General features: G+C 67.4%; 17 protein-coding genes. 15 read left to right on the top strand and 2 right to left on the bottom strand.

Annotated elements, in window-relative coordinates:
- Position 1: 1 nt before the first annotated feature.
- On the top strand, positions 2-991 hold the full coding sequence (tilS, locus tag TPR58_RS15020; RefSeq protein WP_346247522.1) for a tRNA lysidine(34) synthetase TilS: 990 nt from the start codon (positions 2-4) through the stop codon (positions 989-991).
- A 71-nt stretch (positions 992-1,062) separates the two neighbouring features.
- Positions 1,063-3,036, top strand: a complete 1,974-nt coding sequence (gene ftsH / locus TPR58_RS15015; RefSeq protein ID WP_346247521.1) for an ATP-dependent zinc metalloprotease FtsH — start codon at positions 1,063-1,065, stop codon at positions 3,034-3,036.
- A 96-nt stretch (positions 3,037-3,132) separates the two neighbouring features.
- On the opposite strand, the gene TPR58_RS15010 is transcribed toward ftsH, so the two are convergent.
- A complete protein-coding gene (locus tag TPR58_RS15010; RefSeq protein WP_346247520.1) occupies positions 3,133-4,173 on the bottom strand; it encodes a DUF3667 domain-containing protein in 1,041 nt (346 codons plus the stop codon).
- A 46-nt stretch (positions 4,174-4,219) separates the two neighbouring features.
- On the opposite strand from TPR58_RS15010, the gene TPR58_RS15005 reads away from it, so the two are divergent.
- The 9 genes from TPR58_RS15005 (at position 4,220) to TPR58_RS14965 (ending at position 11,064) form a co-directional block, all read left to right on the top strand.
- Positions 4,220-5,479: a glutamate-5-semialdehyde dehydrogenase gene (locus TPR58_RS15005; RefSeq protein WP_346247519.1), complete on the top strand. Its 1,260-nt coding sequence runs from the start codon at positions 4,220-4,222 to the stop codon at positions 5,477-5,479.
- Positions 5,476-6,105 carry a nicotinate-nucleotide adenylyltransferase gene (locus TPR58_RS15000; RefSeq protein ID WP_346247518.1) on the top strand — a complete coding sequence of 210 codons (630 nt, stop codon included), beginning with the start codon at positions 5,476-5,478 and terminating at the stop codon, positions 6,103-6,105. The genes TPR58_RS15005 and TPR58_RS15000 overlap by 4 nt, the downstream gene beginning before the upstream one ends.
- Before the next feature lie 8 nt (positions 6,106-6,113).
- A complete protein-coding gene (rsfS, locus tag TPR58_RS14995) occupies positions 6,114-6,494 on the top strand; it encodes a ribosome silencing factor (RefSeq protein WP_346247517.1) in 381 nt (126 codons plus the stop codon).
- Positions 6,495-6,518: 24 nt separating this feature from the next.
- Positions 6,519-6,941: a 23S rRNA (pseudouridine(1915)-N(3))-methyltransferase RlmH gene (locus tag TPR58_RS14990; RefSeq protein ID WP_346247516.1), complete on the top strand. Its 423-nt coding sequence runs from the start codon at positions 6,519-6,521 to the stop codon at positions 6,939-6,941.
- A 3-nt stretch (positions 6,942-6,944) separates the two neighbouring features.
- A complete protein-coding gene (locus TPR58_RS14985) occupies positions 6,945-8,129 on the top strand; it encodes a murein hydrolase activator EnvC family protein (RefSeq protein WP_346247515.1) in 1,185 nt (394 codons plus the stop codon).
- A 107-nt stretch (positions 8,130-8,236) separates the two neighbouring features.
- A complete protein-coding gene (locus tag TPR58_RS14980; protein ID WP_346247514.1) occupies positions 8,237-9,562 on the top strand; it encodes a S41 family peptidase in 1,326 nt (441 codons plus the stop codon).
- 3 nt (positions 9,563-9,565) lie between these two features.
- Positions 9,566-10,063: a disulfide bond formation protein B gene (locus TPR58_RS14975; protein WP_346247513.1), complete on the top strand. Its 498-nt coding sequence runs from the start codon at positions 9,566-9,568 to the stop codon at positions 10,061-10,063.
- Positions 10,060-10,596, top strand: a complete 537-nt coding sequence (locus TPR58_RS14970; RefSeq protein ID WP_346247512.1) for a demethoxyubiquinone hydroxylase family protein — start codon at positions 10,060-10,062, stop codon at positions 10,594-10,596. The genes TPR58_RS14975 and TPR58_RS14970 overlap by 4 nt, the downstream gene beginning before the upstream one ends.
- Before the next feature lie 63 nt (positions 10,597-10,659).
- Positions 10,660-11,064, top strand: coding sequence for a hypothetical protein (locus TPR58_RS14965; protein WP_346247511.1), 405 nt, complete (start codon positions 10,660-10,662; stop codon positions 11,062-11,064).
- On the opposite strand, the gene TPR58_RS14960 is transcribed toward TPR58_RS14965, so the two are convergent.
- On the bottom strand, positions 11,065-12,264 hold the full coding sequence (locus TPR58_RS14960) for a hypothetical protein (RefSeq protein ID WP_346247510.1): 1,200 nt from the start codon (positions 12,262-12,264) through the stop codon (positions 11,065-11,067).
- A gap of 95 nt (positions 12,265-12,359) precedes the next feature.
- On the opposite strand from TPR58_RS14960, the gene TPR58_RS14955 reads away from it, so the two are divergent.
- The 4 genes from TPR58_RS14955 (at position 12,360) to TPR58_RS14940 (ending at position 15,863) form a co-directional block, all read left to right on the top strand.
- The gene (locus TPR58_RS14955) at positions 12,360-13,607 is read left to right on the top strand and encodes a putative DNA modification/repair radical SAM protein (RefSeq protein ID WP_346247509.1); all 1,248 of its coding nucleotides are present in this window, start codon (positions 12,360-12,362) and stop codon (positions 13,605-13,607) included.
- 22 nt (positions 13,608-13,629) lie between these two features.
- Complete coding sequence (locus tag TPR58_RS14950; protein ID WP_346247508.1) at positions 13,630-14,040, top strand: hypothetical protein; 411 nt, start codon at positions 13,630-13,632, stop codon at positions 14,038-14,040.
- 62 nt (positions 14,041-14,102) lie between these two features.
- The gene (locus tag TPR58_RS14945) at positions 14,103-14,579 is read left to right on the top strand and encodes a hemerythrin domain-containing protein (RefSeq protein ID WP_346247507.1); all 477 of its coding nucleotides are present in this window, start codon (positions 14,103-14,105) and stop codon (positions 14,577-14,579) included.
- 93 nt (positions 14,580-14,672) lie between these two features.
- Positions 14,673-15,863 (top strand): parallel beta-helix domain-containing protein, encoded by a 1,191-nt coding sequence (locus TPR58_RS14940; protein WP_346247506.1) that lies wholly within the window; start codon positions 14,673-14,675, stop codon positions 15,861-15,863.
- Positions 15,864-15,865 lie beyond the last annotated feature (2 nt).

Here is a 15,865-nt window from a genome sequence, read left to right as displayed (position 1 = left end):
CGTGAGCCGGCCCGATCCCGGGCTGGTCGCGCGGTTCCGCACCGACGTCGAATCGCTGACCGGCCAGACACCGACCTCCGCAGTCCCGCTGGCCGTCGCGGTGTCTGGCGGTGCCGACAGCGTCGCGATGCTGCTGCTCGCTGCCGCTGCCTTTCCCGACGCCGTGCGCGTCGCGACGGTCGATCACGGGCTCCGGGCCGAAAGCGCCGGGGAGGCACGCTCGGTCGCCAGGATGAGTGCCGCGCTGGGCGTGCCGCATGCGACCCTGTCGCTTCCGCCCGGCTGGAACACCCAGGGCAATCTCCAGGAACAGGCGCGCGAGGCGCGCTATGGCGCGCTCGCGAGCTGGGCGAACGGCATCGGTGCGCGCTGGGTTGCGGTCGCGCATCAGCGCGATGACGTCGCCGAGACCTTCCTCATGCGCGCGCGCCGCGGCGCCGGCGTCGCAGGCCTGGCCGCCATGCGGCCCGTCCGGTCGCTGGGCGAAGGGGTGAGCCTGATCCGGCCACTGCTCGGCTGGGCGCGCTGCGAGCTGGAACGGCTGGTCCGCGAGGCCGGTCTGACCGCGGCCCATGACCCGTCGAACGGCGATCCCCGGTTCGACCGCAGCCGGATGCGCGCGCTGATCGCGGCGACACCCGATCTGCTGGCGCAGCGCCTGGCCCATTCGGCGACGACACTGCGCGACGCGGAGGAGGCGCTTGGCTGGGCAACCGACCGCGAGGCGGCGCTGCGGCTGCGGTTGGAGGGGGGCGAGGCGTGGCTCGACCCCGCCGACCTTCCGCGCGAGCTGCGCCGACGACTGGCGCACCGTGCGATCGATCATGTCCGCTGTGCGCGCGGTGCCGATGCGCCGTGGCGCGATCAGGGACTGGATCGGCTGATCGCCATGCTAGGTTCAGGCGGCGTCGCGACGATTGCGGGCGTACAGGCGCGTGCGCTGCGCGGACTCTGGCATTTCCGGCCGGCCCCGCCGCATCGATCACACTGATCGACGTTGTTGCATTGCCATTGACCGCCTCGTGCCTATCTTGAAGTCGACGCAGAAGGTATCAGACCCGAATGAACGACAACGACAAGCAGAATGGCGGCGGCGGCGGCGAGACCCCGGGCGGCAGCCCGTGGATGAAGAGCCTGCTGATCTGGGTGGGCATCCTCGCGGCGCTCGCGCTGTTCGTGAACCTGTTCGGCGACCGTGCGGCGCAGCCCGCCGGCACCGGCATCAGCTATTCAGCCTTCGTCCAGAAGGTCGATGGCGGCCAGGTCAAGGATGTCAGTATCGCGGAGCGGTCGATCAGCGGCACGCTGAGCGACGACACCAAGTTCCGGACGATCAACCCCGGTGACCCGCAACTGGTCGACCGCCTGCTGAAGAAGAATGTCCAGATCACGGCGCGTCCCGAAGAGACGCCCAGCTTCTGGATGATCCTGCTCTATCAGTCGCTGCCGTTCCTGCTGTTCCTGGGCATCGCCTTCTTCGTGCTGCGCCAGATGCAGAAGAATTCGGGCTCCGGCGCGATGGGCTTCGGCAAGTCGCGTGCCCGCCTGCTGACGCAGAAGGAAGGCAAGGTCACCTTCGACGACGTCGCCGGCATCGACGAGGCGCGCGAGGAACTGCAGGAGATCGTCGAGTTCCTGAAGGACCCGACCAAGTTCGCCCGGCTGGGCGGCAAGATCCCGAAGGGTGCGCTGCTGGTCGGCTCGCCCGGTACCGGCAAGACGCTGCTCGCCCGTGCGATCGCGGGCGAGGCGGGCGTGCCTTTCTTCACCATCTCCGGCTCGGACTTTGTCGAGATGTTCGTCGGCGTCGGCGCCAGCCGCGTGCGCGACATGTTCGAACAGGCCAAGAAGTCGGCGCCCTGTATCGTCTTCATCGACGAGATCGATGCGGTCGGCCGGTCCCGCGGCGGCGGTATCGGCAACCAGAATGACGAGCGCGAACAGACGCTGAACCAGCTGCTGGTCGAGATGGACGGCTTCGAGGCGAACGAAGGCATCATCATCATCGCCGCGACCAACCGTCCCGACGTGCTCGACCCCGCGCTGCTGCGTCCGGGCCGCTTCGACCGCCAGGTCGTGGTGCCGACGCCGGACATCGAGGGCCGGGTGAAGATTCTTCAGGTCCATATGAAGAAGGTGCCGCTGGCGCCCGACGTCGATCCCCGGGTCATCGCCCGCGGTACGCCGGGCTTCTCGGGCGCCGATCTGGCCAACCTCGTCAACGAGGCCGCGCTGCTCGCCGCGCGCCGGGGCAAGCGGCTCGTCGCGATGAGCGAGTTCGAGGAGGCCAAGGACAAGGTCATGATGGGCGCCGAGCGCAAGTCGATGCTCATGACCGAGGACGAGAAGCGCATGACCGCCTATCACGAGGCGGGCCACGCGATCGTCGCGATCCACGAGCCGGCATCGGATCCGATCCACAAGGCGACGATCATCCCGCGCGGCCGCGCGCTGGGCATGGTGATGCGCCTGCCCGAACGCGACAGCCACTCGCTCCACCGCGACCAGATGTATGCGCACCTGTCGATCGCGATGGGCGGCCGCGTCGCCGAGGAACTGATCTTCGGCTATGACCGGGTCAGTTCGGGCGCATCGGGCGACATCCAGTCGGCGACCCGCCTCGCGCGTTCGATGGTGACGCGCTGGGGCATGTCCGACGCGGTCGGCCCGCTCGAATATGGCGGTTCGGACGAGAGCTATCTGGGGTACCAGATGTCGCGTCCGGCCAATATGTCGAACGAGACGGCGCAACTGATCGATGCCGAGATCAAGCGCCTGGTCGAGGGTGGTCTGGACCGCGCCAAGACGGTGCTGACCGACCATATCGACCAGCTCCACACGCTCGCCAATGCGCTGCTCGAATATGAGACGCTGACCGGCGACGAGATCAAGCGGCTGGTCGCGGGCGAGGAAATCGGCCGCAACGATCCGGGCGCGACCGCCGCCCCGGTGGCTGCGGGCGGCACTTCGGTGCCGAAGATCCGCCGGCCCAAGGGTCCGGGTCCGTTCGGCAATCCGGCGCCGCAGGGCGCCTGATCGAAGCGTAATCCGTGCTGAAATGAAAAGCCCCTCCGCGACATGTGTCGCGGAGGGGCTTTTCATTTCAGGGCCTTGTCTTCCGGTGGCGATCGTTCAGCCGAACAGACCCAATGTCACCAGGATCGTCAGGAAAATGCCGACGATCAGCGTGATGCCGAAGCACAGGACGACGGTGCGGATCACGGCGGACACCCAGCCGAGCCGATAGGCCTGCTTCATCTGACGGAGGATGTGGAGCGGCGGTACGAGGATCCCGGCCGCCATGAGCCAGGGGCCGGTCACCCCGACCGCGTTGGCGATCGTCAGCACGATGAACAGCAGCGACATGAATGCGATCGAATAGGTGATGAACACCGTATGGTCGTACAGCCGGTATTCGCGTTTCCAGAAGAACAGGATCCACACGAACGGCAGCGACAGCGGGATCAGCAACCAGGAGAATTTATAGACGTTGGTCTGAAGCTTGTAGAGCATCAGTGACGGGTTCTGCTGCCACTTGCTGATACCCTTGTCGAAGGTCTTGATATTGGTGTGGACCTCGGGCGGCTCCGGTCGGGCGCCGCGCGGGATCGCGTCGAGCTGGCGGATCGTCGCCTCGGCCTCGGCGATTCGCGTGTCGTATCTGGCACGCCTGGGGTCGTCGGCCGCGCGCTTGTCGCGGGCTGCGATCGCCTTCGCTCGGTTCTCGACCGCGTCGGCGCGCAGCTCCGAGATCATCGTACCCGCAGTGACGGTGTTGAGATCGGTCGGCGCCTGGATACCGGCGATCTGGAATACCGCGAACATCGTGAAGATCGAGAAGAGGAACAGCGCCATCGGCGACACGAATCGCGCCCGTTCGCCGGCGACATAGCGCCGCGTCAGCTCGCCCGGTCGCCAGGCGAGCAGCGGCAGGGTACGCCACAGCTTGCCTTCGAAATGGGCGACACCGTGCAGGATCTCGTGCCCGATCGCGCCGAGCGATCGGTGGACATGCCCCGGCTGGCCGCAGCGATGGCAGTGATTGCCGATCAGCGCGGTGCCGCAATTCAGGCAGAGCGGATCATGGCCATGACCTTCGCCGGCGTGCGGTTCCACCGCACGGCCAGCCATGGCTCCGGTGACGAGTTCGCCAGCAGCTTCGAAGTCCCCCATGCGCTTTTGCTACCAGCTTCGACGGCGACGTGCTAGCGGCCAGCCCATGTCCGGGATCGATCCGCAGTCGTTGATGAACGAGCTCGCGTCGCGCGCGCGTCTCGCCGCAATCCGCCTCGCCGGCATGGCCAGCGCGAAGAAGGCGGAAGCGCTGCGTGCCGCCGCAGCCGCCATCCGCGCCGACAGCGCCGCAATCCTCGAGGCCAATGCGACCGACATGGCGTCCGGTCGGGAGAACGGCCTGACGGCCGCGTTGCTCGATCGCCTGCGCCTGGACGCCGGACGCGTCGAGGCGATGGCGTCGGGCATCGAGTCGGTGGCCGCTCTCGCGGATCCGGTCGGACAGGTGATCGATCGTGCCGAGCGTCCCAACGGGATGGTGCTGACGCGCGTCCGGGTACCGATCGGCGTGATCGGCATCATCTATGAAAGCCGCCCGAACGTGACCGCGGATGCCGGGGCGCTTGCCTTCATGTCGGGCAATGCCGCGATCCTTCGCGGCGGATCGGAGGCGATCCACAGCAATCGCGCGATCCACGCCGCGCTGGCCCGCGGACTGGACGAGGCCGGTGCGCCCGCGCATGCGATCCAGCTTGTCGGCATTACCGACCGCGCCGCAGTCGGCGCGATGCTCCAGTCGGAGGGGCTGATCGACCTGGTCGTCCCGCGCGGCGGCAAGAGCCTGGTGGCGCGGGTCCAGGCGGAGGCGCGCGTGCCCGTGCTCGCGCATCTCGACGGCATCAACCACAGCTATATCGACGGCGCGGCGGACCCCGCGATGGCGCGCGACATCGCACTGAACGCCAAGATGCGCCGCACCGGCATCTGCGGCGCGACTGAGACGCTGCTGATCGATCGCGCCTTCGCCGATCCGGCGCCGGTGCTCGCAGCGCTTGCCGACGCCGGTTGCGAGCTGCGCGGCAGTGCGGAAATCCGCGCGATCGAACCGCGTGCGGTCGCAGCGGACGAGGCGGACTGGGACACCGAATATCTCGATTCGATCCTGGCGGTGAAGCTGGTCGACGGGCTGGACGAGGCGATGGCGCATATCGCCGCGCATGGCTCGCATCATACCGACGCGATCGTCACCGAAGACGCTGCCCGGGCCGAGCGATTCCTGGCAGGCGTCGATAGCGCGATCGTGATGTGGAACGCATCGACCCAGTTCGCCGATGGGGGCGAATTCGGCCTGGGTGCGGAGATCGGAATCTCGACGGGGCGCCTGCACGCCCGCGGCCCGGTCGCGCTGGAGGGGCTCACCACCTATAAATGGGTGGTGCGGGGAACGGGCCAGACCCGCCCTTGAAGCGCATCGGTCTGCTCGGCGGGTCGTTCAATCCCGCGCACAAGGGGCACCGCGCGATCTCGATCCACGCCCTGCGCGCGCTGGGCCTGGACGAGGTGTGGTGGATGGTGTCGCCCGGCAATCCTCTGAAGTCCGAATCGGGCATGGCACCGTTCGAGGCGCGCATGGCATCGGCGAGGCGCATGGCGCGGCACGCGCCGATTCGCGCGACTGCGGTCGAGAAGCGGCTGAAGACGCGATACACTGCCGATACCCTGCGCAAATTGCCGCGCGTCTATCCCAAGCATCGCTTCATCTGGCTGATGGGCGCGGACAATCTGGCACAGTTCCACAAGTGGCGGGACTGGCGCGATATCGCCCGGCAGGTTCCGATTGCGGTAATCGCCCGCCCGGGTTATGATAGCGACGCTCACGCAAGTGTTGCGATGAGTTGGCTGCGGCGCGCTGTGCGGCCCGCAGGCCAGGCAAAGAGCTGGACGCGTTGGAGATTGCCGGCACTCGTGCTGTTGCGCTTCCGCCCTGATCCGACTTCGGCAACAGGCCTTCGGGCTGCCGATCCCGCCTGGCATCGGCGTTTCGTTTCGCCGTCTCCACCATCATCAGGCACATACCCGTCGAACCCCTAGGAGTCCTCTTGGCCACACACCCCCATGCGACGAACGGTCCCGATGCCGATGGCAGCGTCGAGGCGCTGCATCAGCTCGTGCTCTCGTCGCTCGACGACGATCAGGCCGTCGAAACGGTCTCGATCCCGCTCGCGGGAAAGAGCAGCATCGCCGATTACATGGTGATCGCCAGCGGTCGCTCGACGCGGCAGGTCGCGTCGATGGCCGCCAAGCTCGCCGAGAAGATCAAGGCCGAGTTCGGCCGCTCCGCGCGGGTCGAAGGGCTGCCGACGGCGGACTGGGTATTGATCGACGCCGGAGACGTCATCGTCCATCTGTTCCGTCCCGAAGTGCGCAGCTTCTACAATCTCGAGCGCATGTGGGCGTTCGGCGACGCGGGCCAGGCCTGATCCCGAAAAGGGGCGGGTCCGCCGATGCTGTTGCATATCGTCGCGCGCGGCCGGATCGGACGCAGCCCTGAGGCCGAGCTCGTCGACCGTTATCTCAAGCGGATCAACTGGCCGACGCGCGTGACCGAGTTGCCCGATACCGGCGGCAAGGTCCCGCCGCTCGACGGCGCGGCGCGCCTGGTGCTGCTCGACGAGCTGGGGGAAAATCTGCCGTCCAGGGCGCTTGCGGCCCGGATCGGCGGCTGGCGCGACGACGGGATTCGCGAGACGCGATTCATGATCGGCGCGGCGGACGGCTTCGGGGACGAGGAGCGCAGCCAGGCGCAGTTGCTGCTGTCCTTTGGCCGGGCGACCTGGCCGCACATGATGGCGCGGGCGATGCTGGCCGAGCAATTGTGGCGATCGGTCTCGATCCTCGCCAACCACCCCTATCATCGCGAGGGCTGATCCATGGGTCCGCTGCGCAGCGTCGTGCTGACGGTTTCGCTGGTGGCGATGCTTGCGCTGGGCGCGGCAGTCAGTGCCCAGGTCCCGACGCTGGCGGAACAGAAGCAGCGGCTGGCCGCGGCCGACGCCGAATCGCGCGCCGCCCAGCAGCGATCCGACCGACTCGAGCGACAGGCGGCGGGCGAACGCGACGCCGCGGCGCAGGCGCGCTCGCGCGAGGCGGCGGCGGCCGAGCGGATCAGGGCAGCCCAGGCGGATATCGCGGCCGCGCAGGCGCGACTCGCGATCGTCGACCGCGAACTGGCGGCGCAGCGGGTGCGGCTGGGCGAGCGCCAGGGCAGCGTCGTGCGCCTGATCGCCGCGCTCCAGTCGATGGCGCGCCGGCCGGCGGTGCTCGCGCTGGTCCAGCCCGGATCGACCGAGGACATGGTCCATGTCCGCGCCGTGCTCGGCACGGTGATGCCGGTGGTCGAGCGGCGGACCGCGGACGCCCGGGCCGATCTTGCCCGCGCCCGAACGCTGCGTGGCGAGGCCGTTGCCGCGATCGCCGGCCTGCGCGAGGGGCGGGTGCGGGTGGAGAAGGAGCGGATCGCGCTGGTCCGGCTGGAGGCCGATCATCGGCTGCGTGCCGGACAGCTCGGTAGGACCGCGCTGGTCGAATCCGACCGCGCGATCGCGCTGGGCGAACAGGCGCGCGACCTGGTCGACCAGATCGAGACCGGCACCGATGCCCAGGCGCTCGAACAGGAACTGGCGGTGCTGCCCGGGCCGCTGCCGCGGCCGGCGCGCGTGGGGGAGGGCGCAGCCCCTTCGGTGCTGGCAGGGGCCGCGCCTTACCGCCTGCCGATCGCCGGCCGGATCGAGACCGGCTTCGGCGAACTGGCACCCACCGGCGTTCGCGCACGCGGGTTGACGCTGCTCCCGGCGGCGAATGCCCGGGCCGTCGCCCCCGCCGGGGGACGGGTGGCCTATGCGCAGGGGTTCCGCGGTTATGGCGGGATCGTCATCATCGATCATGGCCAGGGATGGACGTCACTGGTCACCGGGCTGGCGCAGATCGCGGTGAAGCCGGGCCAGGTGATCGCCGCCGGCGCGCCGATCGGCCGGGTCGGCGCGGACTCGCCCAGGCTGACCGTCGAGCTGCGTCGGCGCGGGCGCCCGATGGACATTGCCCGCATGCTGGACTGACCACGCCCCCGCCGTGCGAGTCGGGACATTCCCGCCTTTGCCGCGCCCACCAAAAGCCACTATATCCGGCTAAGACACCGTTCAGCGTTTTCACCGAAAGTGCGTACATGATCCGTTCGTTTCTTCAGGTCACCGCCGCCGTCAGCGCCCTGGCCCTCGCTCCGATCGCGACGAGCGCGATGGCCGGCGTCGATTCCTCGACCTACCGTGAGCTCGATATCTTCATGGAGGTCTTCAATCGGGTGAAGGCCGAATATGTCGACAAGGTCGACGACAAGAAGCTGGTCGACGGTGCGATCCAGGGCATGTTGTCCGCGCTCGATCCGCACAGCTCGTTCGCCGACGGGCTGGATTTCGACAATCTCAAGATCCAGACCGAGGGCGAATATGGCGGCCTGGGCCTCGTCGTGACCGAACAGGACGGCGCGGTGAAGGTCATCGCCCCGACCGAGGATACGCCGGCGGCGCGCGCCGGGATCAAGTCGGGCGACTTCATCACCCATATCGACGGCAAGTTCATCGTGGGCGGTACGCTGGACGAGGCGATCCAGCAGATGCGCGGCAAGCCGGGGACCAAGATCACGCTGACGGTCGTGCGCCCCGGCGCGGACAAGCCGCTGACCTTCGGACTGGTGCGCGAGGTGATCGTCACCAAGCCGGTGAAGTGGGAAGTCCGTCAGGGCGTCGGCTATATCAACATCAATACCTTCACCGCGACCACGACGACCGACACGCGCAATGCGATCGCCGAGATCGAGAAGAAGCTGGGCCACAAGCCGCTCGGCTATGTCGTCGATCTGCGCGCCAATGGCGGCGGCCTGCTGAGCGAGGCGATCGGCGTGTCCGACATCTTCCTCGATCGCGGCGAGATCGTGTCGCAGCGCGGCCGCGAGAAGAGCGATATCGAGCGCTATTATGCCGAATCGATGGTGCCGGGCGACCTGGCCAAGGGCTTGCCCGTGATCGTGCTGGTCGATGCCGGTACCGCGTCGGCCTCCGAAATCGTCGCCGGCGCGCTGCAGGATCACCACCGCGCGGTCGTGATGGGCGAGCGCAGCTTCGGCAAGGGATCGGTCCAGTCGATCCTGCAGATGGGGCCGCGCAGCGCGCTGCGCCTGACCACCGCGCGCTATTACACCCCGTCGGGTCATTCGGTTCAGGAAGGCGGGATCAAGCCCGACCTGGCCGTGCCGCAGCTGTCCGACCCGGATTACAAGAGCCGCCCGGTGCTGCGCGAGGCCGATCTGCGGCGTCACCTCATCAACACCGCCAAGGCCGACGACAAGTTGCTGGAAGAGGACAGCAAGGATGATCCGCGCTTCACCGCCACCGCCGAGGAGCTGAAGAAGAAGGGGATCGAGGACTTCCAGCTGAACTACGCGATCGACACGATCGCCCGCACCGGCGGCGCCGGCCGCATGGCGAAGAAGTAAGCGATGCGCCGGGACGGACTCATCCTCGCGCGCGGCGTCGCGCTGCTTCTCCCGCTGGCGCTGCTCGGCGGGGCGCTGGGCTCGCAATATATCGGCGGGCTGCACCCGTGCGAGATGTGCCACTGGCAGCGCTGGCCGCATTATGCGGCGGTGATCGTCGCGGCCGCCTCGTTCCTGGTGACGCGCAATCGCCCGCTGCTGATGACGCTGGTGCTCTTCGCCGCAGTGCTGATCGCGGTCAGCGGCGGCATCGGCGTCTTCCACGCCGGCGTCGAATATCATTGGTGGGAGGGGATCACCGGCTGCACCTCGTCGTTGACCAGGGGCATGAGCGCCGAATCGATCATCGACCAGATCCGCAAGGGCCCGATGGTCCGCTGCGACGCCGCCCAGTGGACGTTGTTCGGCATCTCGATGGCGGGGTATAACGCCATCCTCTCGATCGGCGGCGCCGTCGCGATCTTCCTGCTTGCGGTGCGCCGGCCCAGGATCGCGGCATGAGCGGCTGGAAGCCCGGCGACCGGCGCGAGAGCATCGACACGATGATCCGCGTCGATCAGGCGGGCGAGTTCGGTGCGACCCGCATCTATGGCGGCCAGCTTGCGATCATGGGAGACCGCACCCCGTCCGCAAGAGCGATCGCGGGCATGGCGGCGCAGGAGGAGCGGCATCGTGCGTTCTTCGATGCGATGATCGCGCAGCGCGGCGTCCGTCCGACCGCGCTCCAGCCCTTCTGGAACGTCGCCGGGTTCGCGCTGGGGGCGGTGACGGCCGCGATCGGACCGGAGGCGGCGATGGCCTGCACCGCCGCGGTCGAGACCGAGATCGACCGGCATTATCAGCAGCAGCTCGACACGATGGGCGACAGCGACCCCGAGCTTCGCGGCGCAGTCGCCGAGTTTCGCGACGAGGAACTCGAGCATCTCGACGCAGCGATCGCCGGCGGCGCCGAACAGGCACCCGCCTATGCACTGCTCACCGGGGCGATCCGGCTCGGCTGCCGCGTCGCGATCGGGCTGTCGAAACGAATTTGATCTGCAGTCGTTCAGCTAGGGAGACATAAGATCGTCCCGATGGAGCGACAGAGAGGAAGAGCGATGCTGAAGAAGATCACCCTTGCCGCCCTGATCGGGGCGCCGCTGCTGTGGGCAGCGCCGGCGCTGGCGCAGAACGCATCGACCAACGGCGTGCTGGTGATCTACGGCAACGACAAATGCCCGACCAACAGCAGCGGCGAGGAAATCGTCGTGTGCCAGCGGCTGGACGAGGCGGAGCGGTTTCGCATCCCGTCCAACCTGCGCGATGCCGAGGTGCGTCCCCAGGCGCGAGAAAGCTGGGCGGTGCGCCAGCAGGATGCGCTGACCGCGGGCGACACCGGGACCGGCAGCTGCAGTTCGGTGGGCGCCAGCGGCGCGACCGGATGCTTCGTGCGCCAGGCGACCCAGGCCCGACGCGAGGCGCGCCAGCGCGAGGAAGCGGCAAACGTCCTGCCGTTGCCCTGATCAGCGCGCGGCTTCGGCCGAGGGCTTCAGGACGATCCAGGCCGGCGGCGGCAGCCTGACCATCTCGACGATCAACCAGATCATCGCCACCGCCCGGACACCCGCGGCGATCGCGATATGGCCGGGCACCACGACATAGGGCCAGGCCTGCTCGGTCGAGGCGAACCACCAGAATTCGGCGAAATAGGCTGCGATCCCCGCCGCAACGAAGAGCCATACTGCCCGCAGGCGCGGCGCGGTCATCAGCAGCATCGGATAGAGCCACAGGTCGAACTGCGGCGAATAGACCTTGTTGGTCAGCATGAACCAGGCGAGCAGCGGCGTGAACAGGATCCAGAGCCGGTCGCGGTGCCGCTGCCAGCCGAAGCCGATGATCGCCGCCGCACCGATCAGGAATGCCAGCGCGGCATAGAGGTTGCGTTCGGGAATCGTCGTCGCCCACCATCCCTGGACGCCCATGATCTCCCAGATCGAGGCGGCGGTGCCCGAGCGCTGCTGCGAAAAGAGGTAGAATTCGGTCCAGTTGTCGAACGCGCCCGCGATCACCGGCAGGTTGACCGCAGCCCAGGCACCGACCGCGGCGATCGTCACCAGCACCGCATCGCGCAGCCGGCGGGCCCAGCCCGTATTCGACCGGAACAAGGCGCCCAGTCCGATCAGCGGCAGCATCAGGACCGGATACAGCTTCGCCGCCAGTCCCAGCCCCGCGACGGCCGCTGCCTCGGGCATCGCCTTGCGCCGGGCGAGCAGCATCGCGCCGACGGCGAACCCGATCGCCAGCAGGTCCCAGTTATGCCCAACATACAGGAACAGCGGCGGCGCCAGCGCCCAGGCCCAGAGGCGCCGGCCGTCCATGCCCTCGCGCCGGAACCAGAACAGCAGAAGCGCCGCAATCAGCGCATTAACCAGCGTGACGACGAACAGGAAATGCGCGGCATTGGCGCGCGCGCCGAACAGGAGCCGGGTGATGCTGCCCTCGACCCAGATCAGCCCTCCGGTCAGCACCGGATATTCCATCCGCGCATCAAAATAGGGCAGCGCCCCCGCCGACACGCCGCGCCCGTCCCAGAAGGGAACTGCATCGCTGTAGCAGCCGGTCGAATATTGTTCGGACATCGACCAGCCGCCCGGTGTGCAATGGCTCTTGAACAGCCAGCCCGCCGCGCAGGTGAGCGCCAGTCCCAGCATCAGCCGCTTCATCGTTCGATCCCACCCCATGGCGTCCGGTTAGCCGCTGCGGCCCGCCGCGTCCACCGCGACTGGACATCGCGATTTCAAGAACATAGAAGGAACATATGGCGCAACTCGATCTCCGGCAGAAGCTAGCGATTCTCGCCGATGCGGCGAAATATGACGCGTCATGCTCGTCGTCGGGCACGACCAGGCGGAATTCCGCCGGCGGCAAGGGGATCGGATCGACCGAGGGCATGGGCATCTGCCATGCCTATGCACCCGACGGGCGCTGCATCAGCCTGCTCAAGATCCTGCTGACCAACAGCTGCGTGTTCGATTGCCATTACTGCATCAACCGCAAGAGCTCGAACGTGCGTCGCGCGCGGTTCACGCCGGACGAGGTCGTCACGCTGACGCTCGATTTCTATCGCCGCAATTATATCGAGGGCCTGTTTCTCTCGTCCGGCATTATCCGCTCGCCGAACTACACCATGGAACAGATCGTCCGCGTCGCGCAGAGCCTGCGCGAGGAGCATGATTTCCGCGGCTATATCCATCTCAAGACGATCCCCGACGCCGATCCGGAACTGGTCCATCAGGCGGGGCTGTTCGCCGATCGCGTGTCGATCAATGTCGAGCTTCCCACCGTCGCAGGCCTGACCCGGCTCGCGCCGGAAAAGTCGGTGCCGCGGATCGAGGGGGCGATGCGCGATGTCCGCACCGCGATCGAGGATCTCGGCGACGCACGCAAACGCTACAAGGCGGCGCCCAAATTCGCGCCGGCCGGACAGTCGACCCAGATGATCGTGGGGGCCGATGCGGCCACCGACGGTGACATCATCCAGCGGGCGTCGGGCCTGTACGGACGATTCAACCTGCGCCGCGTCTATTATTCGGCGTTCAGCCCGATCCCCGACGCAAGCGCGGTGCTGCCGCTGCGTCGCCCGCCGCTGATGCGCGAACACCGCCTGTACCAGTCGGACTGGCTGATGCGCTTCTACGACTATCGGGCAAGCGAAGTCGCCGACGCCGCCGATCCCGCCACCGGGATGCTGCCGCTCGACATCGATCCCAAGCTCGCCTGGGCGCTGCGTTTTCGCGACCGGTTTCCGGTGGACGTCAACCGCGCCCCGCGTGAGGCGCTGTTGCGGGTGCCGGGGCTGGGGATCAAGGCGGTCGATGCGATCTTGGCAACCCGCCGCTGGCGCCGGCTCCGCCTCGCCGACGTCGCACGGCTGACCGCATCGATCGCCAAGGTCCGGCCCTTCCTGGTCGCCGAGGACTGGCGCCCGGTCGCGCTGGCCGACCGCGCCGATCTTCGCCCGCTGGTCGCACCGAAGCGCGAGCAACTGGAGCTGTTCGCCGCCTGAAGCGGGCGTTAGGGTCAGCGGCATGAAACTGATGGTTCTGCTCGCCCTCCTCCTGGCGCCGTTTCAATCAGCACCGGAGCGTGCCGACTACGCCGTCGGGCAGGTTTGGGAATATCGCACGCGTCCCGGTGAGGAAGGCTCGTTGCTTTCGATCCGGCATGCGGAGAAGGATCCGCGCGGCGAGCCAATCTATCACATCGCGATCATCGGATTGAAGGTGCACGCTGACGATCGGGCGATCGAGGAGCTGCCGCACCTTCCGGTGTCGCGAAAGACATTGGATGCCAGCGTCATTCGATTGGCGACACGGACCGCGACATTCCCTGACGGTAGCGAGGGCATTGCGACGTGGCGCGAGGCCAAGGGTGGCGTCTTCACCATATCGGTGGCGGAGATCGTCGAAACATTGGAGGCGTCACTCCGAACGCAGTGAGAGTCGTTCGCATCGGCAACCTCGCGGGGTCCGGCAAGTTGTGCGGGCAAGAGGAGATACTCATGGCCGATGCACGCATTTTCGAGGATCTGAAAGCCGATCACGACCAGCATCGCGAGATGCTCGCCCGGCTTGCCGACAGGACCACCGACGACCGCGAGGCGCTGTTCGAGAAACTGCGCATCGAGATCACCGCGCATGCCGCGGCGGAGGAGGAGTCGCTCTACGCGACCATGCTCGCCAATCCGGACCTGCGCGACGAGGCGCGCCATTCGGTGTCCGAGCACAAGGAAGTCGATGATTTCTTCGGCGACCTGGCCGAGATGACCTTCGGTAGCGCCGAATGGGAAGAGACCTTCGGCAAGATGCGGCATCGCTACGAGCATCATATCGACGAGGAAGAGGAAGAGATGTTCCCCGCCGCGGCGAAGGAACTGTCGGCCGAAACCGAAGAGAAGCTTGCCGACATCTTCGAGAAGCGCAAGCCCAAGGAGCTGGTACGCGCCGAAGAGGAAGATCCCGGCGACGATCGCGACTGATCGTCGAGAGACCCGCTCGAAACGGGTGCTTGCGCCACTGTCAATTCATTCCCGACTCGTTAAGCTCAGGCAAAACAGAGTCGGGAGAGAGGGATGCTGAGACAGGCCGTAGTTGCTGTCGCGATACTGGCGGGCATGCCGGCACTGGCGCGCGATATTGTCGTCGATGCCGGTGCAAACGCTCAGGAGCGGCTCCAGGCGGCGCTGATCGAAGCGGCCCCGGGCGATGTCGTGCGGATCGGCGCCGGCCGGTTCGAACTCACCGACGGTCTCAGCCTCGATGTCGATCGCGTGACCGTGCTCGGCGCCGGTCCCGACCGGACCGTTCTGAGCTTCAAGGGCCAGCTTGGCGCGGGCGAGGGGCTGCTCGTCTCCTCGGACGACGTGGTGCTGCGCGGCTTCGCGGTCGAGGATACCAAGGGCGACGGCATCAAGTCGAAGGGCGCGAACCGGATCGTCTACAAGGATCTGCGCGTCGAATGGACCGGCGGGCCCAAGGCGACCAACGGCGCCTATGGCGTCTATCCGGTCGAGAGCAGCCAGATCCTCATCGACGGCGTCACGGTCAAGGGGGCGTCCGACGCGGGCATCTATGTCGGCCAGTCGGACATGATCATCGTCCGCAATTCGACTGCGACGCACAATGTCGCGGGCATCGAGATCGAGAACAGCCGAAACGCCGATGTGTACGGCAACCTCGCCACCCACAATACCGGCGGCATCCTGGTGTTCGACCTGCCCAGCCTGCCCCGGGGCAATGGCGGCGACGTGCGCGTCTATCGCAACCGGGTCATCGATAATGACACGCCGAATTTCGCCCCGCCGGGCAATATCGTCGCGACCGTGCGCACCGGCACGGGGGTCCTGATCATGGCGAACGACACCGTCCATGTGTTCGACAACGATCTGTCCGGCAACGCGACGAGCAACGTGATGGTCATCGCCTATCGCGACGCCTTCACCGACGCGAACTACGACCCCTATCCGCGCAGGATCGTCATCTCCGGCAATCGCCACGGCCGCGCCGGCTTCGCGCCGCAGCTGCCGGGGGGCGAGCAGTTGAAGGCGGCATTCGGCGGCAGCATCCCGCCGATCCTGTGGGACGGCACGGGCAAGGACCTTGGCCTGCGTGTGACCGACGCGGTGCCGGTGCTCAGCATGAACATGGCGCTGGGCGCTGCGCCCGAGACGGCGAAACCGGCCCCCGTCACGCTCGACGGTCCCGACGTACCGCAGCGCGCCGCGGTCACCTTGCCGCCGGCGATGGAAGCCGCGGCGCGGTGAGG

It is taken from the genome of Sphingomonas rustica (genome assembly GCF_039652585.1).
In the GTDB taxonomy this organism is placed as follows: Bacteria; Pseudomonadota; Alphaproteobacteria; order Sphingomonadales; family Sphingomonadaceae; genus Sphingomonas; species Sphingomonas rustica.
This window is presented reverse-complemented; position numbering and strand designations above follow the sequence as displayed.